This window comes from Klebsiella sp. CN_Kp097 (genome assembly GCF_040064495.1).
GTDB classification, from domain to species: Bacteria; Pseudomonadota; Gammaproteobacteria; order Enterobacterales; family Enterobacteriaceae; genus Klebsiella; species Klebsiella aerogenes.
On sequence record NZ_JBEAIL010000007.1, the window covers coordinates 174300 to 197307 of the forward strand.

23 protein-coding genes and 1 pseudogene are annotated in these 23008 nt (G+C 56.6%); 13 read left to right on the forward strand and 11 right to left on the reverse strand.

The annotated features are described in order from the left end of the window. Positions 1-83: 83 nt before the first annotated feature. Genes arsC through ABLV07_RS11215 form a run of 3 tightly spaced genes read right to left on the reverse strand, consistent with a single transcriptional unit; the run spans position 84 to position 2176 of the window. Positions 84-509 (reverse strand): glutaredoxin-dependent arsenate reductase, encoded by a 426-nt coding sequence (gene arsC, locus ABLV07_RS11205; RefSeq protein WP_180244189.1) that lies wholly within the window; start codon positions 507-509, stop codon positions 84-86. Positions 510-521: 12 nt separating this feature from the next. Beyond that, on the reverse strand, positions 522-1811 hold the full coding sequence (locus ABLV07_RS11210) for an arsenic transporter (protein ID WP_047041442.1): 1290 nt from the start codon (positions 1809-1811) through the stop codon (positions 522-524). Between the two features lie 44 nt (positions 1812-1855). Next, on the reverse strand, positions 1856-2176 hold the full coding sequence (locus ABLV07_RS11215; RefSeq protein WP_047052019.1) for a transcriptional regulator: 321 nt from the start codon (positions 2174-2176) through the stop codon (positions 1856-1858). Positions 2177-2261: 85 nt separating this feature from the next. On the opposite strand from ABLV07_RS11215, the gene arsH reads away from it, so the two are divergent. Further along, positions 2262-2960, forward strand: coding sequence for an arsenical resistance protein ArsH (gene arsH / locus ABLV07_RS11220; protein WP_047052018.1), 699 nt, complete (start codon positions 2262-2264; stop codon positions 2958-2960). Between the two features lie 74 nt (positions 2961-3034). Here the strand turns inward: arsH and ABLV07_RS11225 are convergent, their stop codons facing one another. From ABLV07_RS11225 to ABLV07_RS11245, 5 genes are all read right to left on the reverse strand, one after another. Continuing rightward, a complete protein-coding gene (locus ABLV07_RS11225) occupies positions 3035-3712 on the reverse strand; it encodes an SOS response-associated peptidase (protein ID WP_180244190.1) in 678 nt (225 codons plus the stop codon). A gap of 201 nt (positions 3713-3913) precedes the next feature. Then, positions 3914-4879, reverse strand: coding sequence for a putrescine export ABC transporter permease SapB (gene sapB / locus ABLV07_RS11230; RefSeq protein WP_015366265.1), 966 nt, complete (start codon positions 4877-4879; stop codon positions 3914-3916). Next, positions 4876-6522: an ABC transporter substrate-binding protein SapA gene (gene sapA / locus ABLV07_RS11235; protein ID WP_015705667.1), complete on the reverse strand. Its 1647-nt coding sequence runs from the start codon at positions 6520-6522 to the stop codon at positions 4876-4878. Before sapA ends, sapB begins: the two co-directional genes overlap by 4 nt. A 237-nt stretch (positions 6523-6759) precedes the next feature. Then, positions 6760-7044, reverse strand: coding sequence for a hypothetical protein (locus ABLV07_RS11240; RefSeq protein ID WP_042892662.1), 285 nt, complete (start codon positions 7042-7044; stop codon positions 6760-6762). Positions 7045-7168: 124 nt separating this feature from the next. Continuing rightward, the gene (locus ABLV07_RS11245; RefSeq protein WP_348853410.1) at positions 7169-9466 is read right to left on the reverse strand and encodes a helix-turn-helix domain-containing protein; all 2298 of its coding nucleotides are present in this window, start codon (positions 9464-9466) and stop codon (positions 7169-7171) included. A gap of 171 nt (positions 9467-9637) precedes the next feature. Here ABLV07_RS11245 and ABLV07_RS11250 point away from each other — a divergent pair, with 171 nt between their 5' ends. Beyond that, the gene (locus ABLV07_RS11250) at positions 9638-10807 is read left to right on the forward strand and encodes a M20 aminoacylase family protein (RefSeq protein WP_015366269.1); all 1170 of its coding nucleotides are present in this window, start codon (positions 9638-9640) and stop codon (positions 10805-10807) included. Positions 10808-10832: 25 nt separating this feature from the next. Further along, positions 10833-12224, forward strand: a complete 1392-nt coding sequence (locus ABLV07_RS11255) for an MFS transporter (RefSeq protein WP_020078603.1) — start codon at positions 10833-10835, stop codon at positions 12222-12224. Here ABLV07_RS11255 and pspF read toward each other — a convergent pair. Then, positions 12215-13201, reverse strand: a complete 987-nt coding sequence (pspF, locus tag ABLV07_RS11260) for a phage shock protein operon transcriptional activator (protein WP_161799847.1) — start codon at positions 13199-13201, stop codon at positions 12215-12217. The two genes, ABLV07_RS11255 and pspF, sit on opposite strands and share 10 nt — an antisense overlap. Before the next feature lie 152 nt (positions 13202-13353). On the opposite strand from pspF, the gene pspA reads away from it, so the two are divergent. The 8 genes from pspA to ABLV07_RS11300 all read left to right on the forward strand — a co-directional run bounded on the left by pspA (position 13354) and on the right by ABLV07_RS11300 (position 20545). After that, complete coding sequence (pspA, locus tag ABLV07_RS11265) at positions 13354-14022, forward strand: phage shock protein PspA (protein WP_015366272.1); 669 nt, start codon at positions 13354-13356, stop codon at positions 14020-14022. Between the two features lie 55 nt (positions 14023-14077). Continuing rightward, positions 14078-14302, forward strand: a complete 225-nt coding sequence (pspB, locus tag ABLV07_RS11270) for an envelope stress response membrane protein PspB (protein ID WP_015366273.1) — start codon at positions 14078-14080, stop codon at positions 14300-14302. Further along, on the forward strand, positions 14302-14661 hold the full coding sequence (gene pspC, locus ABLV07_RS11275) for an envelope stress response membrane protein PspC (protein ID WP_348853411.1): 360 nt from the start codon (positions 14302-14304) through the stop codon (positions 14659-14661). Before pspB ends, pspC begins: the two co-directional genes overlap by 1 nt. Before the next feature lie 30 nt (positions 14662-14691). Beyond that, positions 14692-14910, forward strand: a complete 219-nt coding sequence (gene pspD / locus ABLV07_RS11280; RefSeq protein ID WP_015366275.1) for a phage shock protein PspD — start codon at positions 14692-14694, stop codon at positions 14908-14910. Positions 14911-15015: 105 nt separating this feature from the next. After that, complete coding sequence (locus ABLV07_RS11285) at positions 15016-16413, forward strand: YcjX family protein (RefSeq protein WP_042892658.1); 1398 nt, start codon at positions 15016-15018, stop codon at positions 16411-16413. Beyond that, positions 16410-17471, forward strand: coding sequence for a TIGR01620 family protein (locus ABLV07_RS11290; protein WP_032708268.1), 1062 nt, complete (start codon positions 16410-16412; stop codon positions 17469-17471). The genes ABLV07_RS11285 and ABLV07_RS11290 overlap by 4 nt, the downstream gene beginning before the upstream one ends. A 361-nt stretch (positions 17472-17832) precedes the next feature. After that, positions 17833-19374, forward strand: coding sequence for a transcriptional regulator TyrR (gene tyrR, locus ABLV07_RS11295; RefSeq protein ID WP_015366278.1), 1542 nt, complete (start codon positions 17833-17835; stop codon positions 19372-19374). A 133-nt stretch (positions 19375-19507) separates the two neighbouring features. Continuing rightward, the gene (locus ABLV07_RS11300; RefSeq protein WP_074164482.1) at positions 19508-20545 is read left to right on the forward strand and encodes an AbrB family transcriptional regulator; all 1038 of its coding nucleotides are present in this window, start codon (positions 19508-19510) and stop codon (positions 20543-20545) included. 28 nt (positions 20546-20573) lie between these two features. Here ABLV07_RS11300 and tpx read toward each other — a convergent pair whose 3' ends face one another. Beyond that, positions 20574-21080 (reverse strand): thiol peroxidase, encoded by a 507-nt coding sequence (gene tpx / locus ABLV07_RS11305; protein WP_015366280.1) that lies wholly within the window; start codon positions 21078-21080, stop codon positions 20574-20576. Between the two features lie 102 nt (positions 21081-21182). Here tpx and ycjG point away from each other — a divergent pair, with 102 nt between their 5' ends. Then, positions 21183-22148 carry an L-Ala-D/L-Glu epimerase gene (gene ycjG / locus ABLV07_RS11310; RefSeq protein WP_015705659.1) on the forward strand — a complete coding sequence of 322 codons (966 nt, stop codon included), beginning with the start codon at positions 21183-21185 and terminating at the stop codon, positions 22146-22148. Here ycjG and mpaA read toward each other — a convergent pair. Continuing rightward, on the reverse strand, positions 22139-22852 hold the full coding sequence (gene mpaA / locus ABLV07_RS11315; protein ID WP_015366282.1) for a murein tripeptide amidase MpaA: 714 nt from the start codon (positions 22850-22852) through the stop codon (positions 22139-22141). The two genes, ycjG and mpaA, sit on opposite strands and share 10 nt — an antisense overlap. A 90-nt stretch (positions 22853-22942) precedes the next feature. Between mpaA and ABLV07_RS11320 the strand changes: the two are divergent. Then, positions 22943-23005 (forward strand): annotated as a pseudogene (locus ABLV07_RS11320) (hypothetical protein); the annotation flags it as partial. Positions 23006-23008: the final 3 nt, after the last annotated feature.

Here is a 23008-nt window from a genome sequence, read left to right on the forward strand (position 1 = left end):
ATGCTTCTACTACAGTCCGCTTAGAGCGAAAAGCGGACGCCCGCATAGCGTAAACAGGCGTCCGATATTTTGAAGTGGGTAGATTAATTAACCCGCTTCCCCGTTTCGTCAATGACCGTCTCGCCATCCTCTTTAATAAACGCTCCTTTCTGGCCTTCCGGTAGAATATCCAACACTATTTCTGAAGGGCGGCAAAGACGAGTGCCAAGCGGCGTAACGACAATCGGCCGATTAATCAGGATCGGATGCTGAAGCATAAAATCAATCAACTGCTCATCAGAAAATTTGTCTTCATCAAGACCCAACTGCTCATAAGGTTCGACGTTCTTACGCAGCAATGCATGTACTGAAATACCCATATCTGAAATCAGTTTGCTAAGTTCATCACGAGTCGGGGGAGTATCGAGATAATAAATAATGGTTGGTTCGTTACCGCTGTTACGGATCATCTCCAGCGTGTTACGTGAGGTGCCACAGGCTGGATTGTGATAGATGGTAATGTTGCTCATATCTGTATCTCATTACAAAGTGATGGAGAGCCGCAACGCCAGCGCGGCCAGAGTGATAAACAGCACGGGCAGAGTCATGATAATGCCGGTGCGGAAGTAATATCCCCAGGTGATCGTCATATTTTTCTGGGCAAGCACATGCAGCCACAGCAGGGTTGCCAGACTGCCTATCGGGGTGATTTTCGGGCCTAAATCACAGCCAATCACATTGGCATAAATCATTGCCTCTTTGACGACGCTAGTCGCCGTACTACCGTCAATCGACAGCGCGCCAATCAGCACCGTCGGCATATTGTTCATCACTGATGAGAGAAATGCCGTCAGGAAGCCGGTGCCGAACGTCGCTGCCCATAACCCCTTGTCTGCCAGCAGATTCAGCACACCAGACAGGTACTCCGTGAGTCCTGCATTGCGCAGGCCATAGACCACGAGGTACATGCCCAGCGAGAAAATAACGATCTGCCATGGCGCACCGCGCAGGACTTTCCCGGTGTTGATGGCATGGCCTCGTTTCGCCACCACAAACAGCACTGCTGCGCCAGCCGTTGCTATCGCACTGACCGGGATCCCCAGCGGCTCCAGAACAAAGAAACCGACAAGCAGCAATAACAGAACAATCCAGCCCGCCCTGAAGGTTGCCGGATCCTTGATTGCACTGGCAGGCTTCTTCAGCAGCGAAACGTCATACGTTGCCGGAATATCCCTGCGGAAGAAGAAATGCAGCATGATCAGCGTGGCCGCAATCGCTGCCGCATCCACGGGGATCATAACGGAAGCGTACTGCGTAAAACCCAGACCGAAGAAGTCCGCCGAGACGATATTAACCAGGTTAGAAACAATGAGTGGCAGGCTGGCCGTATCTGCAATAAATCCTGCAGCCATGACAAAGGCCAGTGTCGTGCCCTGGCTGAACCCCAGTGCGAGCAGCATCGCAATCACAATCGGCGTCAGGATCAGCGCAGCACCATCATTGGCGAACAAAGCAGCGACAGCGGCACCGAGCAACACTATCCAGGTAAACAGCAGGCGACCACGTCCGTTCCCCCAGCGGGAGACGTGCAGTGCGGTCCACTCAAAGAAGCCGGCCTCATCGAGCAGCAGGCTGATGATAATGACAGCAATAAATGCCGCTGTCGCGTTCCAGACGATATTCCAGACAACGGGAATATCAGTGATATGGATGACACCGGTTACTAGCGCCAGCACAGCCCCGATACTCGCACTCCAGCCAATGCTCAAGCCTCTGGGTTGCCAGATCACCAGTATCAGCGTCAGTAAAAATATACTCCCTGCCAAAAGCATCTCAGACTCCGTTATATATGATTATGTAAATGTGTTTTCTTTTCTCAGCATGAGGTGCAGGCTGATTTATCCAGCCATTCACGCACATCCTCCCGCATACACTGCCAGGACGTCGTGATTGTCTCAGCAGCCCATGCCGGTATGTGGGGGGACAGACGATAGTGGATCCATTTGCCTTCACGACGATCCAGAACCAGCCCAGCCTCGCGAAGGATAGCCATATGTCGCGAGACTTTGGGCTGCGATTCGGAAATGGTTGCACAGATATCACAGACGCATAGTTCTCCTGACTCCCGGAGAATCATGATGATGGCGAGCCGGGTTTCATCCGACAGGATTTTGAAAAGCTGAACAGGTTGTAGCATTTTTCACTCCGTTCCCTTTAGAATATATATATGGTAAATCATATGTGTTAAATTTGAAATCTTCTGATCTCTCCGGAGTAGAAAAATGGAACAATTTCCAGCCCTGAATAGTGAATGCTTTGATCAACACATCGCCGAGCGCCTGCACCTGCACGAGCCGCCGCGGATTCTGATCCTATATGGCTCAGTTAGAGAGCGCTCCTACAGCCGCTTTGCCGCGGAAGAAGCTGGTCGCCTGCTGACGGCGATGGGCGCGGAGGTAAAAATCTTTAACCCCTCAGGTTTACCCCTGCCGGATGATGCACCGGACACGCATCCTAAAGTCACCGAGCTGCGCGGTCTGGTCAGATGGTGTGACGGGATGGTGTGGAGTTCTCCGGAACGGCACGGGGCTATGAGCGCAGTTATGAAGGCGCAGATTGACTGGATACCATTAAGTGAAGGCGCAGTTCGTCCTTCGCAGGGAAAAACACTTGCGGTAATGCAGGTCTGCGGTGGTTCCCAGTCCTTCAATGCAGTGAACCAGATGCGTATTCTGGGTCGGTGGATGCGGATGTTTACGATCCCCAACCAGTCCTCCGTAGCCAAGGCATGGCAAGAGTTCGACGAAAACGGCCGAATGAAACCTTCGTCATGGTATGACCGCATCGTCGATGTAGCCGAGGAGCTGTTTAAAATCACACTGCTGCTTAAGGGACAAACCGGTTATCTTGCGGATCGTTACAGCGAGCGAAAAGAGAGCCATCATGAGCTTTCATCCCGTGTCAATCAGGACAAAATATAACGTCTGTTCTTCGTGAATCCATACTGCATGAGCTTAACAACGTCCGCTATTGGCACATTTCGGACGTTGTAAATTTATAGGCGCTCAATAGCCTCGATTAGCTCGGCGCTCTGATTCTTCACATTTCCTACGGCGCGCGTCACCGCGTGCCAGATAAACTTGTCTGCGGGCACCGTACCGTCAGCTGCTATCTCTTCAGCCTCTTTCCCGCCTATATCCTGTCGCATCCACTCGCGCGCAGCTTCTGGTGACAACACAAGCGGCCGGCGGTCGTGAATGTCTACCAGTCCTTTATCTGCAGCCGCGGTGACAATCAGAAAGCCTTCTGCTTCGTCTCCACGTTCAAACGGAGTGCTTCCGATTGCCGCCATGAATATCGGCTGGCCATCGGCACGATGGATGAAGTAGGGCTGCTTCTTGTCGCCTTCCTTCTTCCATTCGAACCAACCATCAGCAAAGCAGATCGCCCGGCCATGTTGCCATAGCGGCTTAAACATCCTGCTGGTGGCCGCCGTTTCGACGCGTGCGTTAATCAGAGGAGGTTTATCCCACCATCCCGGGGCGTAACCCCAGTGTACTGGATCGAGATGCAACTGCTCGTCACGTTCGCTCAGGAGCAAAACCTTTGTCCCTGGCGCCACGTTGTACCGACCGATTGGTTCGGGTTCATAAGCGATATCCCGCTCAGCCTCTTCAGCCAAATAAGCCAGGTACTCTTCACGGGTTTGTGATTGAGCAAAGCGTCCGCACATGGTCACCTCCAGTTTGCAGACTGAAAGTATAGAATGTGTGGAGGAGTAGGAAGGGAACTCCGACAGCAATCAAACTGATGACTGTCGGAGCTGACGTTAAAAACAATGTGTACAAAATTGTGTATTAAATTCAGAAAAATCGAACAATTTTAAAATTTAAATCATTGTTTTTAATTGAGAAAGTCGTTTTCTTTGTAGGTGCTATCGTAGGGCATACCATTCCTTATGTTTCAGTGGGTTAGCCATGGCTCCTAAAATATCCGAGATCACATTGACGATAATGACCAGCGCGCCGATCACCATCACTCCGGCGGAAATCGCTGCGTAATCCTGCTGGCGGATAGCGTTGATCAGCCAGCGCCCCAGCCCCGGCCAGCTGAAGACCATTTCGGTAATCATTGCCAGCGTTAGCATGGTGGAGAACTGCAGACCCAGGCGCGGGATCACCGGCGGTAAGGCATTGTGCAACACGTGACGATGGAGAATCGTCCTGCGGGTGACGCCACGGGTGGCCGCGGCTTTAACATAGTTAGTGTCGTAGACTTCACTGGTGCTGATACGCATCAGGCGAATCACTTCTGTGGTCGGCGCGACGGCCAGGGTTAACACCGGCAGCACCATATGCCGCGCGGCGCTGACGATCATCTCATGGCGCCACGGCGAATCAGAGAGCCAGGCATCAATGAGCGCGAAGCCGGTCACCGTCTTCACTTCGTACAACAGATCAAAGCGCCCGGAGACCGGCAACCATCCCAGCGTTAGGGAGAAGAACAGAGTGAACAGCAACGCCAGCCAGAACACCGGAATGGAGAACCCCACCAGCGCCAGGGCGCTAATGAGCGTGTCCGGCCATTTATTACGCATAATTCCGGCAATCATCCCCACGGGAATGCCGACCAGCAGCGCAAAACCAAACGCCAGAATGCACAGTTCCATCGTGGCAGGGAAGACCACCTTCAGCTGTTCGGAAATCAGCTGGCCGTTGATGCTGGAGACGCCAAAGTCCCAGTGCAGAACCCCTTTGAACCAGAACAGCCAGGCATTCCACAGCGATGCGCCCTGCAGCGGCGCGTGCGGCGTAAAGTAGCTGAGGCTAAAGCCGATAAAGGTGAGAAAAAAAAGCGTCACAAGCAACAACAGCAGGCGGCGCAGAGTAAAAATAATCATGGTTTTTTCACCTCTTCTTTTTCGCGCGACACGCCTGCGAAGGAGGCGTTGCCAAACGGACTCAGCACCAGTCCTTTCATATCATAGCGATAAGCCTGCAGACGCAGCGAAGAGGCCAGAGGCAGCACCGGTAATTCACGGGCGAGAATATGCTGCGCCTCTTTGTAGGCTTCGATACGCGACGCCAGCTGTTGTGAAATCAGCGCTTTTTGTAATACCTCGTCAAACTCGCGGTTGCACCAGTGGGCGAGGTTGGTCTGCGAACCAATCGCCGCGCAGCTTAACAGCGGGCGGAAGAAGCTATCCGGGTCATTACTGTCGGTCGCCCAGCCGGAAAGCGTTAAATCGTGGCTCATGTCCATCAATCGCGCCTCCTGGAAGCGACCTTCTACAGGAATAATAATCACTTTGACACCCACCTGCGCCATATCCGCCTGTATCAGCTCGGCGGTTTTCAATGGGCTGGGGTTCCACGCCTGGGAACTGGTCGGCACCCACAATTTTAGCGTGAGATTACTGAGCCCCAGCGCCTGCAGGCGACGGCGCGCCTCCGCGGGGTTGTATTCGGTAATTTTAGCGTCGTTATCATAAGCCCACGAGGCGCGTGGTAGCATTGAGGCCGCGGTTTCCGCGGTGCCGTAGTAGATCGATTGCATCAGACGCTGGTTGTTGATAGCCAGCGCCAGCGCGTGGCGAACTTCCGGATTATCCAGCGGCGGTTTAGCAGTGTTAAAAGCCAGCCAGGCGATATTCATACCCGGGCGCAGCGTCAGACGCAGGCGCGGATCGTCGCGCAGGATGGTGAGCTGGCTGGCGGCGGGCCAGGCCAGCACGTCGCATTCGCCGGTTAGCAGTTTTGACAGACGGCCGGTGCCGCCGGAACCGAGATCCACCACCACCTGCGGCATCAAGGGTTTGCCGCGCCAGTAGGCCGCGTGGCGCTGCAGGCGGATATACTGCCCGGTGCGATACTCTTCCAATTTAAAAGGGCCGGTACCGACGGGCTGGCGGTCGAGTTGTTCTTCGCGGTCGCTTTTGGTCAGCTGCGCGGCATACTCCGCCGACATGACTGAAGCATAGTGTGTTGCCAGGTGCCACAGGAATGAGGCATCCGGGCGTTTCAAGCGAAACTCGACGGTATGGTTATCCAGCTTACGAACGCTTTCTACGGTGTCGGCGAACTGCAGGCTATCGAAATAGGGGAAGCTACTGCCGTTGACGCTGTGCCACGGGTCGTCGCGGTTAAAGATGCGCCCGAAGGTGAAGATGACATCATCAGCGTTAAAAGCGCGGGTCGGTTTAAACCAGTCGGTAGTCTGGAACTGGACCTTATCGCGCAGGTGGAAGCGGTAGGTGGCGCCGTTATCAAGCACTTCCCAGCTTTCCGCCAGCTCAGGCACCAGACGATAGGTATAAGGGTCGACGTCGAGCAGGCGATCGTAGATCTGGGCGGCGAGGGTGTCGACAATCAGGCCGCTGCTGACTTTTTGCGGGTTAAAGGTATTTACCTGCCCGCTGACGCAATAGACAAACCCGCTATCGCGGATATCGGCATTAGCCGGCAGCGCCGGGGCCGGTGCGGCAAAAGCCTGCCCGCACAGCATCGAGGCTGCCGCTAAAAGAGAGGACAATTTCAGGCGCATATTTTCTTTTTGATCATAGAGCAGAGCTCTATCTTATTAATATTAAATGACATTTACCACCACCTTTACGACATCGAGGGGGATAATGCGGTCACCGGCAGCGCATGTTGTCCAGCCAGTTGGTCAAAATAGTGTCGGAAATAAACCAGTATTAAGAAACATGGTATCTTTTTATTGCCGATTTCTCCAGTTAGCCATCTGTATGCGTTCTGTAGAGGGGTGGTGTGAATTGCGGGATCAGAGCGGAAGGAGTTGATTATAGCGGGCGATATAATCCTTTGGCGTGATCTCCAGTTCTCCGCCGTCGCGATGGATAGCGACAAAGGTACGCAGCACCAGTCCGCTTTTATGTTCTGATATTTCCCATCCTTGTTCGCTGTAGGCATCGCGCGTGGAGCGCACGCAGAGATCCGAGAAAATCATCATTAAAGAGAGGGCTGGGGCATGATGATTTTTCATGGTGTGGATCAAACTGGCATGGGCGGCATAGCGGGTTAGCGTATGAGAATTAACCGGAATCACGTGAATTTTCAGTCCATTGAATATAATTGCCGCCGATGATAATTCACATTAAGACATCTTACCAGTTACATATTATTAACTCCTCGCGTTTTCATACATGAAATGATAGTGACGTTGTCACGCTTCAATCATCCAGCGGTGTGAATTCATATAATACCAGCGCATTGCTCTGCAGTGAATCCACCCGAAGCCAGCCATCATCCATCTGTTCCTCATGCACGCTCAGCGCCGGGCGGGCGTGGTGCTGGAGCCAGCGATAATCTTCTTCGTCCGGGCCGCTGCGGCTGCGGAATGCCTCAAACAGCGGAAATAGCGCGCCGTGATGTTGATCGAACAGATGCTGTTTGATGCGCCAGCGTCCCTCCAGCCCTTCAAGCCGCAGGGTATAGGGCTGGCGAAACCGCTGAGTAAAGGCCTCTTCGCTCGACAGCCAGGGGTTGAAAATCACCGTATTGCGCAGCAGCAACTGGTAGTGTCCGTTATGGCGCAATAACAACAGGTTTTTGTCATTGATTAAGACTTCGCCGCGCAGACGCCGCCACAGCCATAATACCCAGTAAACCGGGCGCGGCAGACCATGCAGGTAATGCAGCGCCAGGCTGGAGGTATCAAGTTTACCGTTGTCCCGCGCCTCCCCCTGCAGCCCGGAATTAAGCCAGAAGCCGGCCAGCCACACCTGTTCGGCAATGCCCAGCAGGTTATCCATCAATAGCGCGCCGCGGAAAAAACGTCCGTTGGTATCGCGGGTATCACCGGTCAACGTATTCCACGATAGCAGCCACAGCGGCAACGAGAGCTGCCGTTGCCGTAGGGCATTATGTATTTGGCGTAATTTCTGTCGCGGATAGCTTTCACTGGCGGCCAGCTTGCTGCTATCGGCCTGCGCCAGGTCAAGCAGTTCATTCGCATCCGCCTGGCAGGCGAGAAAATCGGCTTCGCTGAGCAGCGGGGAATGCAGTAGCGGATCGTCGGCAATATCGCTTTGCGGGAAACGATGCCAGATCCCCATTTGCGGTTGTTGCAAGGTGGACGCGAGCACTTCGCGCTGTTGTCGCCAGGCCTGCTGTCGCGCCGCTTCACTGGCCTGCGGCGACCAGTGCCAGACAAAACGCCAGCTCGCAAGCGTCGTGGGTGAAAAGTGATTGGCGGCAAGTTGCAGAAAACGCTGTAGTAAATCGCAGCGGGTGGTTAAACCGGTGTGGAGTAGCACCGTCCAGCCTTTCTGCGCCAGCCAGCTAAACAGCTGCTGAAGATTGTACCAACAGGCATAACCCGCGAGCGTCGGGTCGTCCCAGCCTTCGCCAAACAGGCGGCTACTGAGAAACGGATCGTGAATATCGATGCCGTAGACGGGTAGCGTCTGCTGCAGTTGCTCCAGCTCGCGGCGGACATCTTCGCGGAGTAAATCATCGAGTTCTCGGACAGTAACGATGGTACGGGTATGGCGCAATACCGGCGCGCGCGCTGGCAACTGGCGGATATCCACCAGCCTGGTCTGACGCGGGTTGAGCAGCAGCGGCGGCGTATTATCGCTGTTTTTTTCCGCCTCATTCAGGCGGGCGTAAAGTCGCTCAACCGCGACCGGATGCCAGACTTCACTGGCGCTGACTCGCGGACGAGCGGCGGGCTGCGGCTGCTGTTGGCGAAATTGCCGTGGTGTGACGCCATGCTGGCGCTTAAACAGATCGCTCATAATGCGGGCACTGGCGAAGCCGTTGTCCTGCGCCACCTGCTGAACCGAGCGCCGGGTGGCCAGCAGTTGCTCGGCGGCTTTGCCGAGACGCAGGGCGGTAATGTACTGCACGAAGCTGACGCCGACCTCTTTATGAAACAGGCGGGAAAGCCAGGCCTCCGAGACAAACTCAGCGGCGGCCACTTCCTGCAGCGAGATCCGCCGCTGATAGTTGGCTTCAATGCGCGCTACTACGTTGATAATTCGTCGGCTCCAGTTTTCGGCACCGCGGCGCAGGCTGGGTACGATGGGCTGCGTAAAGCGGGTCGCCAGCAGCAGGGCGATTTCGCTGAGCCAGCGGTTGGCCTCTAAGCGGTAACGCGACTGATGATTAACCAGCCCGGCTACCAGCAACTGGCGCATCAGCTGGCGCAGGTTATCTGCCGCATCCATGTTTTCGCCGTTAACCCGAAAATCACAGGCAAAAAAATCGCTATCAAGGCGGGTGAGCCAACCGGCGGCAAGGTTGAGGATCATGACCGCATTGGCCTCTTCGCCGGTAATCTGCCAGCGCTGGCGGCGGTTAACGATCGCCAGTTCATCAACCCGCATCGGTTGCGGCGCTTCGCCGAGTTGCAACCGCGCGCTGCCTTCCAGTAGCCACAGCAGCGTTAATCCGTCGCTTTCCGGCGGGCTGAGGTGGCGAATATCGCGAACCGTGAGGCTGAAATCGCCGAGATGGTGTTCCATGCGCCGCTCCTTAAAAGACAAAAAATAACAGGGTGTTTTTTGTCATAACAGAATTGTATAGAAAACAGTCATTGATAATTCGTCAATATAAAACAAAAAAGCGCATTTTAAAGCCGGGTGGGGCGCATAAACTCGAAAGTGTCGTGCAAACACAACACAGGAATAATAAAAATGACACATCCATTGATTGAATCTTTGCAAGTTAATGAAGCGCAGTTTGTGGCGTTACGTCGCCGCTTCCACCAACAGCCCGAGATTGGCTTTGAAGAACATAAAACCAGCGATGAAGTCGCCAGGCTGCTTGCTGAGTGGGGGTATGAAGTGCATCGCGGCCTCGCCGGTACCGGCGTGGTCGGGACACTGAAAGTCGGCAGCGGCGAAAAACGTCTGGGTCTACGCGCGGATATGGATGCGCTGCCGATGCAGGAAATGAGCGGTAAAGCATGGGCAAGCCAGGTCGACGGGCGTTTTCACGGCTGCGGCCATGACGGTCACACCACCACGCTGCTGTATGCGGCGGAATATCTGGCGCGCACGCGTCAGTTTAACGGTACGCTGCAGTTAATTTTCCAACCGGCAGAAGAGCTGCTGTACGGCGGACGGGTGATGGTCGAAGATGGCCTGTTCACAAAATTCCCCTGCGATGCCATCTTTGGCCTGCATAACATGCCGGGCCAGAAACTGGGCAAAATCGGCCTGCGAGACGGCGCGATGATGGCCTCTTCCGATACGCTGCATATAGAAGTGAAGGGCGTTGGCGGCCATGGCGCGGTACCGGAACATACCGTCGACGCGACGCTGGTTGCCTGCCACATTACCCTCGCGCTGCAATCGATCGTTTCACGCAACATCACGCCATTTGAACCTGCGGTAGTCACCGTCGGCAGCATTCAGGCTGGTCACGCGCCGAACATCATCAACGATAAAGTGTTGATGAAGCTGACGGTCCGTACCCTTAACCAGCAGGTGCGCGAGACGGTGCTGCAGCGCATTCACGATATTGCGGTCGCTCAGGCGGAAAGTTTTAACGCCAGCGCTACCTTAACCCACGTCAACGGCAGCCCGGTTTTACGTAACGATCCGGCGGCTAATGAGCTGGTCCGTGAAGTGGCGACCTCGCTGTTTGGCAAAGAACAGGTTGGTACCGTGAATCCATTTATGGGTAGCGAAGATTTCGCCTTCATGCTGGAGAGCAATCCCAACGGCTGCTACTTCACTATCGGCGCGGGTGATGAAGCCGACCGCTGCATGGTGCATAACCCGGGATACGATTTTAACGATCAAATCCTGCTTACCGGCGCAGCGCTGTGGTGCGGCCTGACGGAACGCTATCTGCGTTAACCTATCGCGACGGGGGGACCCGATTATGAGTTCTGTATCGTTAAGCGAATCTCGTTTCGTCGGTAGCGATCGCCTGCTGGCGGGTATTGTGCTCAGCGTGCTGACGTTCTGGCTGTTTGCGCAATCGGTTATCAATGTTGTTCCGGCGATGAAAAGCAGCCTCGATATTTCACTGGAGACGCTAACCCTGGCGGTGAGTCTCAGCGCCTTATTTAGCGGCTGCTTCGTGGTGGCCAGCGGCGGGCTGGCGGATAAATTCGGCAGGGTGCGGATGACCTATCTCGGCCTGGCGTTGAGTATTATCGGCAGCGCGTTTCTGGCGGCGTCGCAGGGGCCGGGTCTGTTTATCACCGGTCGTATCCTGCAAGGGCTTTCGGCGGCCTGCATTATGCCGGCGACGCTGGCGCTGATTAAAACCTGGTATGAAGGTAGGGCGCGGCAGCGGGCGGTGAGTTTCTGGGTCATTGGTTCCTGGGGCGGCAGCGGGCTTTGCTCGTTTGTCGGCGGCGCGATTGCCACCGGTCTTGGCTGGCGGTGGATCTTCGTGTTCTCGATTGCGGTGGCGCTGCTGGCGTTGCTGCTGCTGCGCGGCACGCCGGAGAGTCGAAGCGCCAGCGCCGATCGGCATAAGCTGGATGTGGGCGGACTATTAAGCCTGATCGCGTCGCTGGTGCTGCTTAATCTGTTTATCAGCAAGGGCCATCAATGGGGCTGGAGCAGTGGCTTATCGCTGTCGATGCTGGGCGGCGCGGTAATTACGGGTGGTTTGTTTATCCGTAGCGGTTTGCGTAAAGGTGAAGCGGCGCTGATCGACTTCGCTTTATTTCGCAACCGGGCCTACGGCGCGGCGGTGCTGTCGAACTTCATGCTTAATGGCGCTATCGGCACCATGATGATCACCAGCATCTGGCTGCAGCAGGGGCATCATCTTACCCCGCTGGAAACCGGCATGATGACGCTGGGGTATCTGGTGACGGTACTGGCGATGATTCGCGTCGGGGAAAAGTTGCTCCAGCGCTACGGCGCGCGGTTGCCGATGATGACCGGGCCGGTCTTCACCGCCATCGGCATTTTGCTGATCTCCTGTACCTTCCTTGATAAGTCGCTGTATATCGGGACCGTCTTCTTCAGCAATATTCTGTTTGGCCTCGGGCTCGGCTGTTACGCCACACCTTCGACCGATACCGCCGTCGCCAATGCGCCGGAGAACAAGATCGGCGTCGCGTCAGGGGTTTATAAGATGGGAAGCTCGCTTGGCGGCGCGATGGGTATTGCCGTGACGGCGTCACTTTTCGCGCTGTTCCTGCCGTTGGGAATGGCCAGCGCCGCGCAATACGCGTTGTGGTTTAACGCCGCGCTGTGTTTAGGCTCAATGGTGGTGAGCGCGACGATGCTGCCGCGCGCCGCTCATAGCTGATGCTTCTTCAACAAGGCGCGTAGCTGGTGGTAGGTTAGCCCCAGCAGCTCCGCTGACTGCTTTTGATTGTACTTCGCCTGCTGCAGGCTCAACTGCAGCAGGCTTTTTTCTTGCTCCAGTTGAAAGGCCCGCAGGTCCAGTGGCAACGCGGGAAGCGCATGTTCAACGACCGGTGCAGGCGCAGGCGTCGCGCTGTTAAATGGGTTGATAATGATATTATCCAGCTCGCTATCACTGCTGCCGTGGCGGTAAACCGAACGTTCAACCACATTTTTCAGCTCACGAATATTGCCCGGCCAGCGGTATGCGAGCAGCGTGTCGACGGCTCGCTCGCTAAAGCCGGGAAACAGAGGAAGCCCCAGTTCGCGGCACATCTGAATGGCAAACTGGTTGGCAAGCAGCATGATGTCGCTCTGGCGCTCGCGCAATGGCGGTAGTTGCACGACATCAAACGCCAGCCGGTCGAGCAGGTCGGCGCGGAAATGACCTTCCTCGACCATTTTGGGCAGATCGGCGTTGGTGGCGCACACCAGCCGTACGTTAACCTGCAGCGGCTGGCTGCCGCCGACGCGTTCCAGTTCGCCGTATTCAATTACCCGCAGCAATTTTTCCTGCACCAGCATCGGAGCGGTGGCCAGCTCATCGAGAAACAGCGTGCCGCCGTCGGCACGTTCAAAGCGCCCCGGATGTCGTTTGCTGGCGCCGGTAAAGGCGCCGGCTTCATGACCGAACAATTCGGAATCGAGAAGGTTTTCATTCAGCGCCGCGCAATTCAGTGAAATAAACGGTCCCTGCCAGCGCGAAGAGAGAAAGTGCAGTCGGTTGGCAATGAGCTCTTTGCCGGTCCCGCGCTCGCCGATCACCAGCACCGGTTTATCCAGCGGTGCCAGCTGCGAGACCTGTTCGAGCACCTCCAGAAAGCTGTTAGCCTCGCCCAGCAGGTTATCCTTGTATTCCGCCATGATGAATTTCGCCATTAAGTAGTGTGATTCGCCAACTCACTGTAGCAAGCAGGCGGCCATATCTCAACCACCTTGTTTAAAATCAATAAGATAAAAAGTTGGCACGCCATTTGTATTAACTACTGCACAGGCCGCTGCCTGCTATCAGAACTATGAGGATTGAAATTATGGGTATTTTTTCTCGCTTTGCCGACATCGTGAACGCCAACATCAACTCCCTGCTGGAGAAAGCGGAGGATCCGCAGAAGCTGGTCCGTCTGATGATTCAGGAGATGGAAGACACGCTGGTTGAAGTGCGTTCTACCTCCGCCCGCGCGCTGGCGGAAAAGAAACAGCTGACCCGCCGTATCGAACAGGCGCAGGCGCAGCAGGTGGAATGGCAAGAAAAGGCCGAGCTGGCCCTGCGTAAAGAGAAAGAAGATCTGGCGCGTGCGGCGCTGATCGAAAAACAGAAACTGACTGACCTTATCGGCAGCCTGGAACACGAAGCGCAACTGGTGGATGAAACCCTGGCGCGGATGAAAAAAGAGATTGGCGAGCTGGAGAATAAGCTCAGCGAAACCCGCGCTCGTCAGCAGGCGCTGATGCTGCGTCATCAGGCGGCCAGCTCTTCGCGTGATGTTCGCCGCCAGCTGGATAGCGGTAAAATGGATGAAGCGATGGCGCGTTTTGAGTCTTTCGAACGCCGTATTGACCAAATGGAAGCCGAGGCGGAGAGCCATCGTTTTGGCAAACAACAATCGCTGGATCAGCAGTTTGCCGAATTGAAAGCGGATGATGAAATCAGCGAGCAACTGGCGGCGCTGAAAGCCAAAATGAATCAGAATAACCAGTAATGCATATTACGCGGCGCGGTGTTGCGCCGCGGCTCACCACCTGTAAGGAGTACACATGAGCATGCTTTTTCTTGCCATCCCGCTCACGCTGTTTGTGCTGTTCGTGTTGCCGGTCTGGTTATGGCTGCACTACAACAATCGCTCGGCGGACGGGGCGTTAACCCAGAACGAACAGCAGCGCCTGCTGCAGCTGACCGATGACGCGAAACGGATGCGCGAACGCATTCAGGCGCTGGAAGCGATCCTTGACGCGGAACATCCGAACTGGAGAGACAAATAATGGCCGGATTGGACTTTAATAAAAAACTGTGGCGTATCCCGCAGCGCGGAATGGTGAAGGGGGTCTGCGCCGGTATCGCGCAGCACCTGGATGTGCCGGTGAAGCTGGTGCGTCTGATAACCGTACTGGCGATGATTTTTGGCCTCTTCTTTTTCGTGCTGGTGGCCTACATCATTCTGACTTTCGCGCTGGATCCGATACCGGATAGCGAACTGTACGGCGAAAAAGGGCCGAGCAATGGCGATTTACTGGCCGCCATGGATGCCGAACTGGCTTCCGGCGAACAGCGCCTGCGTGATATGGAGCGTTATATCACCTCCGATACCTTCACGCTGCGCAGCCGTTTTCGTCAGCTGTAAAATTTTTCCATGTAACCAACGAGGCAACGCATGAATATGAAATGGCAACAGGCAGGGCAAAAAGTGAAACCGGGTCTTAAGATCGCCGGTAAGCTGGTGCTACTGACCGCGCTGCGATACGGCCCGGCGGGCGTTGCCGGTTGGGCGGTGAAATCGGTGGCGCGTCGGCCGCTGAAAATGTTGCTGGCGGTAGCGCTTGAGCCGCTGCTCAGTCGGCTGGCCAATCGTTTTGCCCGCGGCATGAAATAATTCCTCAGGGGGAGGAATACCGGCGCGCTTTATATTGGCCCTGATTATCCCCATCTAAATAGCTTATCATTAAACGACATTCCTTCTGGGCATAACGGACTGGCGATGAAGCGACTCAAAACTGAATTCAATGCGCTGGTCAACCGCGGGGTTGACCGGCATTTACGTCTTGCCGTAACCGGACTCAGCCGCAGCGGCAAAACGGCTTTTATCACCGCGATGGTTAATCAACTGCTGAATATCCACGCCGGAGCGCGACTGCCGCTGCTGAGCGCGGCGCGCGAAGAACGCCTGTTGGGTGTGAAGCGGGTTCCGCAGCGTGATTTCGGCATTCCGCGTTTTACCTATGATGAAGGCCTGGCGCAGCTTTATGGCCAGCCGCCGGCCTGGCCGACGCCGACCCGTGGGGTGAGCGAAATTCGCCTTGCGCTGCGCTATCGCTCTAACGATTCTCTGCTGCGTCATTTCAAAGACACTTCTACTCTGTATCTGGAAATCGTGGATTATCCGGGAGAATGGTTGCTCGACCTGCCGATGCTGGCGCAGGATTATTTAAGCTGGTCACGGCAAATGACCGGGCTGTTGCAGGGGCCACGTGGGGAGTGGTCTGCCCGCTGGCGGCAGCTGTGTGATGGGCTCGATCCGCTGGCGCCCGCCGACGAAACCCGGCTGGCGGAGATCGCCGCCGCCTGGACCGATTATCTGCACGCCTGCAAGCGCGAGGGATTGCACTTTATTCAGCCAGGGCGTTTTGTGCTTCCCGGTGACATGGCGGGGGCTCCGGCGCTGCAGTTCTTCCCCTGGCCGGATGTCGATGCGGTTGGCGAAGCCAGGCTGGCGCAGGCGGACAAACACACCAATGCCGGAATGCTGCGCGAGCGCTTCAAATACTACTGCGAGAAAGTGGTGAAAGGCTTTTATAAAGACCACTTTCTGCGCTTTGACCGCCAGATCGTACTGGTGGACTGTCTGCAGCCGTTAAACAGCGGGCCGCAGGCGTTTAATGATATGCGTCTGGCGCTGACCCAGTTGATGCAAAGCTTCCATTACGGCCAGCGAACGCTGTTTCGCCGCCTGTTTTCACCGGTTATTGACAAGCTACTGTTTGCCGCCACTAAAGCCGATCACGTGACCGTCGATCAGCACGGCAACATGGTGTCGCTACTTCAGCAACTGATTCAGGACGCCTGGCAGAATGCCGCCTTTGAAGGCATCAGCATGGATTGTCTGGGGCTGGCATCCATTCAGGCCACCCAGGGAGGGCTTATCGAGGTTAACGGCGAGAAGATCCCAGCGCTGCGCGGCGATCGTCTGAGCGATGGGCAACCGCTTACCATTTTCCCAGGGGAGGTGCCGGCGCGGCTGCCGGGCCAGGCCTTCTGGGAACAGCAGGGCTTCCAGTTTGAGAACTTCCGCCCGAGAGCGATGGATGTCGATAAACCGCTGCCGCATATTCGCCTCGACGCGGCGCTGGAATTTTTGATTGGAGATAAATTGCGATGAGCGAGCCGATAAAACCGCGGATCGATTTCGATGGCCCACTGGAAACGGAAAAGAGCCAGACCTTAAAATCGGCCCGCGCCTTTGACGCGGCCGATGCGCAAACCTTCTCTCCGATGCTGCCTGAAATGGTTGCTGAAGAGGAGGGGGCCGCCGAAGCGGTGGTGGAATCGGTACTGCGCCCGAAACGCAGCCTGTGGCGGCGGATGGTTAGTGCCGGGCTGGCAATTTTTGGTATTAGCGTGGTGGCGCAGGGCGTGCAGTGGACGGTGACGGCCTGGCAGACTCAGGACTGGATTGCGCTCGGCGGCTGCGCGGCCGGGGCGCTGATTGTCGGCGCGGGCGTGGGGTCGGTAGCGACTGAATGGCGTCGCCTGTGGCGTCTGCGCCAGCGCGCGCACGAACGCGATGAAGCGAGGGATCTGATGCATAGCCACGCGGTGGGCAAAGGGCGCGCGTTCTGTGAGAAACTGGCGCAGCAGGCCGGGCTGGATCAATCGCATCCGGCGCTGCAGCGCTGGTATGCAGCGATCCATGAAACGCAAAACGATCGCGAAGTGGTGAGCCTGTACGCGCAACTGGTGCAGCCGGTGTTGGATGCGCAGGCGCGGCGGGAAATCAGCCGCTCGGCGGCGGAATCGACGCTGATGATCGCTGTCAGCCCGCTGGCGCTGGTCGATATGGCGTTTATCGCCTGGCGTAACCTGAGATTGATTAACCGTATCGCCACCCTCTATGGTATTGAACTTGGCTATTACAGCCGCCTGCGTTTATTCCGCCTGGTGTTGCTGAATATCGCCTTTGCCGGCGCCAGCGAGCTGGTGCGCGAAGTCGGCATGGACTGGATGTCGCAGGATCTGGCGGCCCGCTTATCGGCGCGCGCCGCACAGGGTATCGGCGCCGGATTGTTGACCGCCCGTCTGGGGATTAAGGCAATGGAGCTGTGTCGTCCGCTACCGTGGATCGCCGATGATAAACCGCGGCTCGGCGATTTCCGCCGCGAACTGATCGGCCAGTTAAAAGAGACGCTGCAGAAAAGCAAAACCGGCGCGGAGAAATAACGTCGGCAAGCGTAAATGCCGGGTGGCGGCTGCGCCTTACCCGGCCTACGGTTCGTGCGGCCTGCCGTTAATGTCTTCACCGCGCTGGATCCCCCGGTGGCGCTGCCACTTACCGGGGCTACAGCGCTTTGCGATTTGGTAGCCCGGAGAAGGCGCAACGCGCCGCCTCCGGGAAACCCCCTGGCGCCCAGCGCCCTCTGTGCCATGCGAGCCATAACGCAAAAGAAATGCCCGCATAACTTTACGGCATAAAGCCCATTTTTCCGCCATACTGTCAATAATTGTTGACAGCTATCTTCACGTAAGCCCATATCTGTCCTATCATTCATCCGTCATTGGCCTTTTTAGGGTGAAAACTCCTATGCGTCTGGAAGTCTTTTGTCAGGACCGTCTTGGTCTGACCCGTGAATTACTCGATTTGCTGGTGCTGCGCGGTATTGATCTGCGCGGTATCGATATCGACCCGATTGGCCGAATCTACCTTAATTTCGCCGAACTGGAGTTCGCCAGTTTCAGCAGTTTAATGGCGGAAATCCGCCGTATCTCCGGCGTAACCGATGTTCGTACCGTGGCGTGGATGCCGTCAGAGCGGGAACATCTGGCGCTGAGCGCGCTGCTGGTGGCAATGCCGGAACCGGTGCTGTCGCTCGATGCCAAAGGTAAAGTAGAACTTGCCAACCCGGCCAGCTGCCAACTGTTTGGTCAAACTCAGGCACGCTTACGCAGCCATCCGGTGGCGCAACTCATTACTGATTTCAACCTGCAGCGCTGGCTGGAAGGCAACCCGCTGGAGTCGCATACCGAGCATGTGGTCGTCAATGGCCAAAACTTTATGCTGGAAGTGACACCGGTGTATCTGGAAGGCGAACACGCCGAGCGTGTGCTGACCGGCGCCGTGGTGATGTTACGCTCCACCGTACGTATGGGGCGTCAACTGCAAACGCTGACGACCCAGGATACCAGCGCCTTTAGCCAGATCCTCGCCGTTGGGCCGAAAATGCGCCACGTTGTTGAACAGGCCCGCAAGCTGGCGATGCTCAGCGCCCCGTTGCTGATTGTCGGCGATACGGGTACCGGTAAAGATCTGCTGGCCCATGCCTGCCATCTGGCCAGCCCGCGCGCCAGCAAACCTTATCTGGCGCTGAACTGCGGTTCGATTCCGGAAAACGCGGTAGAGAGCGAGCTATTCGGCGATGCGTCGCAGGGGAAAAAAGGTTTCTTTGAGCAGGCCAACGGCGGCTCTGTGCTGCTGGATGAGATCGGCGAAATGTCGCCTGGCATGCAAACGAAGCTGTTGCGCTTTCTCAACGATGGTACTTTCCGTCGTGTCGGTGAAGATCACGAAGTGCATGTCGATGTCCGGGTTATCTGCGCGACGCAAAAAAATCTCGTCGAGCTGGTGCAAAAAGGACTCTTCCGCGAAGATCTTTATTATCGTCTGAATGTGCTGACGTTGAACCTGCCGCCGCTGCGCGATTGTCCGCAGGACATCATGCCGTTGACCGAACTGTTCGTCGCGCGCTTTGCCGATGAGCAGGGCATCCCGCGGCCAAAACTCTCCGCTGACCTTAATACCGTGTTGACCCGCTATAGCTGGCCGGGCAACGTGCGTCAGTTGAAAAACGCAGTGTACCGCGCGTTAACCCAGCTCGAGGGCTTCGAACTGCGCCCGCAGGATATTCTGCTGCCAGATCACGATGTGTCGTCGCTGCCGGTAGGTGAAGAGGCGATGGAAGGATCGCTCGACGATATTACCCGCCGCTTTGAGCGTTCGGTATTGACCCAGTTGTATCGCAGCTTCCCCAGCACGCGTAAATTAGCCAAACGTCTCGGCGTTTCGCATACCGCGATTGCTAACAAGCTGCGGGAGTATGGTCTGAGCCAGAAGAAAGGCGAAGAATAAATCACCGGTGCGGCCGGCTCGGCGCGGCCGCGATTTTCAGCGTTTTTTCAGCGATATCTCTGTATATACTTATTTTATTTTTCTTTTTCCGGGAAGGTGACGGTTGGCGAAGCAACGGGATTGGCCTCAGTGGATGATATTACTGGCACTCTCCGCCGTGCTCTCCTTTGTGCTGTTCCGGCTCCATCTTCCCGCTGCGCCGCTGCTTGGCCCGCTTATCGCCGGAATTACCCTTAGTCTGCGCGGCGCCGCGATTCGTCTCCCTCGTCCATTCTTTATCTCCGCTCAGGCTATCATCGGCTGTATGATCGCCCGCGCGCTAACCCCGTCTATTTTCGGCGTTCTGGCCGCCAACTGGGCGCTGGTGTTGATTATCCTCCTTTCCACGCTGGCTATCAGCGCGCTGACCGGCTGGCTGCTGGTGCGTTACAGTTCGCTACCCGGGGCAACCGGCGCGTGGGGAAGCTCGCCGGGCGGCGCTTCGGCGATGGTGGTGATGGCCCAAGAGTATGGCGCCGACGTTCGTCTGGTGGCCCTGATGCAGTATCTGCGGGTACTGTTCGTGGTTGGCGCGGCGGTAATGGTGGTGCGTTTCGCGCTCGGCGGCGAGGCGCAGGAAATGACCCAGGATATCGTCTGGTTCCCGCCGCTGACTTTTAATCTACCGTTAACGTTGCTATTGACCGCGGTCGCCGGTTGGTTGGGGTTACGTTTACGCATCCCTTCCGGGGCAATGTTATTACCGATGGTGGCCGGCGCGCTGGCACAGGGCGAAGGCGTGCTATTGCTGGAGCTACCGGAATGGTTACTGGTGCTGGCGTATACCGCGCTTGGCTGGACGGTTGGCCTGCAGTTTAATCGCGAGATTTTTATGCTGGCGCTGAAGACGCTACCGCAAATCATTGCCGCCATCGTCGGCCTGATCGCGCTGTGCGCGCTGATGGCTTTAGCGTTAACGCACCTGCTGCCGCTGGATTTTCTCACCGCCTATCTGGCGACCAGCCCCGGGGGTCTGGATACGGTGGCGATAATCGCCGTCGGTACCCGGGCGGATATGTCTTTTATCATGGCGATGCAAACGCTGCGCCTGTTTACCATATTGCTCACCGGCCCGGCCACCGCGCGGTTAATTTCGCGCTATGCGCCGCGCAAAGAAAAAAGCCCCCGTTGAAGGAGGCTTGATAACAGAAGGGAAGCGATTACGCTTTCAGCGCAGCCAGCGCCGCATCGTAATCCGGCTCTTCGGTGATTTCGTTAACCAGCTGGCTGTATACCACCTGGTCGTTTTCATCGATAACAACGACTGCGCGTGCAGCCAGACCAGCCAGCGGGCCGGCGGAGATAGCAACGCCATAATCTGCCAGGAACTGCGGCGCGCGCAGGGTGGACAGGGTGACCACATTGCTCAGGCCCTCTGCGCCGCAGAAACGGGACTGCGCGAACGGCAGGTCAGCGGAGATGCACAGCACCACGGTGTTGTTCAGCTCAGAAGCCAGTTGGTTGAATTTGCGAACCGATGCCGCGCAGACGCCGGTATCGATGCTTGGGAAAATATTCAGTACTTTACGTTTACCAGCGTATTGGCTCAGCGTGACGTCAGAGAGATCTTTGGCGACCAGCGTAAACGGCTGCGCCTTCGCGCCAGCCTGCGGAATGGAGCCCTGAACGGACACTGGGTTACCCTGGAAATGTACGGTTTGCGACATGGTTATCTTCCTGTTTACATATAGTTAACGTCGTAGTTAGTGTATGACATCAGCCAGCAACACGGCAAACTCTATTTAACATTTACCTAAGAGGCCCAGGGAATGCGCAACCTGCGAGTTTTTGAAGAATCATGGCCGCTTCACACGCCGTTTGTTATCTCTCGCGGCAGCCGCAGCGAGGCCAAAGTCGTGGTGGTGGAAATAGAAGAGGATGGGGTAAAAGGGGCCGGAGAATGTACGCCTTATCCGCGATACGGGGAAAGCATCGCCTCGGTGATGGCGCAGATTATGGCGATCGGCGAGCAGCTTGAGCGCGGCGCTACCCGCGAGCAAGTGCAACAGCTACTGCCGGCTGGGGCCGCGCGCAACGCCGTCGACTGCGCGTTGTGGGATCTGGAGGCGCGCCGCGCGGGGAAAACGTTGCCGCAGCTGCTTGGCGTCAATCTGCCGCGCGAAGTCGTGACGGCGCAAACCGTGGTAATCGGCACGCCGGAACAGATGGCGGCCAGCGCCGCCGCGCTGTGGGAGAAAGGCGCGCGGCTGCTGAAGGTCAAGCTCGACGATCATTTGATTAGCGAGCGGCTGGTTGCTATTCGCGACGCGGTGCCGCAGGCGACGTTGATCGTTGATGCTAACGAAGCGTGGCGTGGCGAAGGTCTGGCGGCGCGCTGTCAGCTTTTGGCCGATCTCGGCGTGGCGATGCTGGAGCAGCCGTTACCGGCCGGCGCGGATGAGGCGTTGGAAAACTTCATTCATCCGCTGCCGATCTGCGCCGATGAGAGCTGTCATACGCGGGAAAGCCTACCGGCGCTGCAGGGTCGCTACGAAATGGTCAACATTAAGTTGGATAAAACCGGTGGTCTGACCGAGGCATTGCTGTTGGCGCAGGAGGCTGAACGGCTGGGGTATAAGAGGATGCTGGGCTGTATGCTTTGTACTTCACGGGCCATTTCCGCCGCGCTGCCGCTGGCGCCGCTGGCCCGTTTTGCGGATCTCGATGGCCCGACCTGGCTGGCGGTAGATGTGGAACCGGCGCTGAAGTTCAGCACCGGCATGCTTCATCTGTGAGTGTGCCAGTGCAGTAAATCGGTCATCGCCGCGAGGTACTTTTCAGTCGCTTCGTCGGCGGAGACCGGCGGAAATTCGGCGGTAATGCACGGCAGGCCGATATCGGCGCACCAACTGCCAAAAGAGCCCGGCGTTTCGTAACCGACGCTGCCCACCAGCGGTAAATTAAAAGCCCCGGCGAGCCATTGTCCCAGCTCGCTGTGGCCGGGGTCCTCAATGCAGGCCAGCGGATCGTGGAAGGAGACTACCCACGCCGGATGGATCTGGTGGATCAGTTGGCACAGCGCCTGGGTTTCGGGCTCCGAACCGGGTTTTTCACCGGTCAGCAGAACCACATCACGCTCTTCGGCTGCACTATTCCAGCGATACACCGTTTCTCCCGCCTTCCAGTTAGCGGCCGGGAAATTACGATTGAGATCGATACCGCGGGCGTTGGCGCGTAACCCTAGCTGACAGCCGTCAGGGTTGACCGTTAATACCACGTGATGGCGACGCAACTCCGGTTTTAGCGTGCGCAACGCGCAGGAGAGGGTGACGATCGACGAGTTTTCGTCGCCGTGCGTGCCGGCGATAATCAGACCGCTGCGGCTATCTGCCAGCGGAGCGGGGAACCACAGCAGCGGCGCGCCGAGATGCGACTGGCCGTAACGTTGCGTGCCTGGCGGGAAAGCGCCGCGCAGGGGGCGAGGGCGTGAAACGGGCATAGGGTATCCTGTCATCAGGTTATTGTTAGCAGTGTTGTAGAAAAGCGTCCCGGAATCAAACGCTTTCCCTCTCTGGCGAAAAAACTCGTCATGTCAATTTTCTATCATAAGCCGTTTGCAATTTCAGGTGGGGAAACAAATAATTATCGCTCTGCC

Excerpts from the sequence above, each read along its gene's own strand:
- arsC (WP_180244189.1), bottom strand. The coding sequence starts at position 509 with ATGAGCAACATTACCATCTATCACAATCCAGCCTGTGGCACCTCACGT.
- ABLV07_RS11210 (WP_047041442.1), bottom strand. The coding sequence starts at position 1,811 with ATGCTTTTGGCAGGGAGTATATTTTTACTGACGCTGATACTGGTGATC.
- ABLV07_RS11215 (WP_047052019.1), bottom strand. The coding sequence starts at position 2,176 with ATGCTACAACCTGTTCAGCTTTTCAAAATCCTGTCGGATGAAACCCGG.
- arsH (WP_047052018.1), top strand. The coding sequence starts at position 2,262 with ATGGAACAATTTCCAGCCCTGAATAGTGAATGCTTTGATCAACACATC.
- ABLV07_RS11225 (WP_180244190.1), bottom strand. The coding sequence starts at position 3,712 with ATGTGCGGACGCTTTGCTCAATCACAAACCCGTGAAGAGTACCTGGCT.
- sapB (WP_015366265.1), bottom strand. The coding sequence starts at position 4,879 with ATGATTATTTTTACTCTGCGCCGCCTGCTGTTGTTGCTTGTGACGCTT.
- sapA (WP_015705667.1), bottom strand. The coding sequence starts at position 6,522 with ATGCGCCTGAAATTGTCCTCTCTTTTAGCGGCAGCCTCGATGCTGTGC.
- ABLV07_RS11245 (WP_348853410.1), bottom strand. The coding sequence starts at position 9,466 with ATGGAACACCATCTCGGCGATTTCAGCCTCACGGTTCGCGATATTCGC.
- ABLV07_RS11250 (WP_015366269.1), top strand. The coding sequence starts at position 9,638 with ATGACACATCCATTGATTGAATCTTTGCAAGTTAATGAAGCGCAGTTT.
- ABLV07_RS11255 (WP_020078603.1), top strand. The coding sequence starts at position 10,833 with ATGAGTTCTGTATCGTTAAGCGAATCTCGTTTCGTCGGTAGCGATCGC.
- pspF (WP_161799847.1), bottom strand. The coding sequence starts at position 13,201 with ATGGCGAAATTCATCATGGCGGAATACAAGGATAACCTGCTGGGCGAG.
- pspA (WP_015366272.1), top strand. The coding sequence starts at position 13,354 with ATGGGTATTTTTTCTCGCTTTGCCGACATCGTGAACGCCAACATCAAC.
- pspB (WP_015366273.1), top strand. The coding sequence starts at position 14,078 with ATGAGCATGCTTTTTCTTGCCATCCCGCTCACGCTGTTTGTGCTGTTC.
- pspC (WP_348853411.1), top strand. The coding sequence starts at position 14,302 with ATGGCCGGATTGGACTTTAATAAAAAACTGTGGCGTATCCCGCAGCGC.
- pspD (WP_015366275.1), top strand. The coding sequence starts at position 14,692 with ATGAATATGAAATGGCAACAGGCAGGGCAAAAAGTGAAACCGGGTCTT.
- ABLV07_RS11285 (WP_042892658.1), top strand. The coding sequence starts at position 15,016 with ATGAAGCGACTCAAAACTGAATTCAATGCGCTGGTCAACCGCGGGGTT.
- ABLV07_RS11290 (WP_032708268.1), top strand. The coding sequence starts at position 16,410 with ATGAGCGAGCCGATAAAACCGCGGATCGATTTCGATGGCCCACTGGAA.
- tyrR (WP_015366278.1), top strand. The coding sequence starts at position 17,833 with ATGCGTCTGGAAGTCTTTTGTCAGGACCGTCTTGGTCTGACCCGTGAA.
- ABLV07_RS11300 (WP_074164482.1), top strand. The coding sequence starts at position 19,508 with ATGATATTACTGGCACTCTCCGCCGTGCTCTCCTTTGTGCTGTTCCGG.
- tpx (WP_015366280.1), bottom strand. The coding sequence starts at position 21,080 with ATGTCGCAAACCGTACATTTCCAGGGTAACCCAGTGTCCGTTCAGGGC.
- ycjG (WP_015705659.1), top strand. The coding sequence starts at position 21,183 with ATGCGCAACCTGCGAGTTTTTGAAGAATCATGGCCGCTTCACACGCCG.
- mpaA (WP_015366282.1), bottom strand. The coding sequence starts at position 22,852 with ATGCCCGTTTCACGCCCTCGCCCCCTGCGCGGCGCTTTCCCGCCAGGC.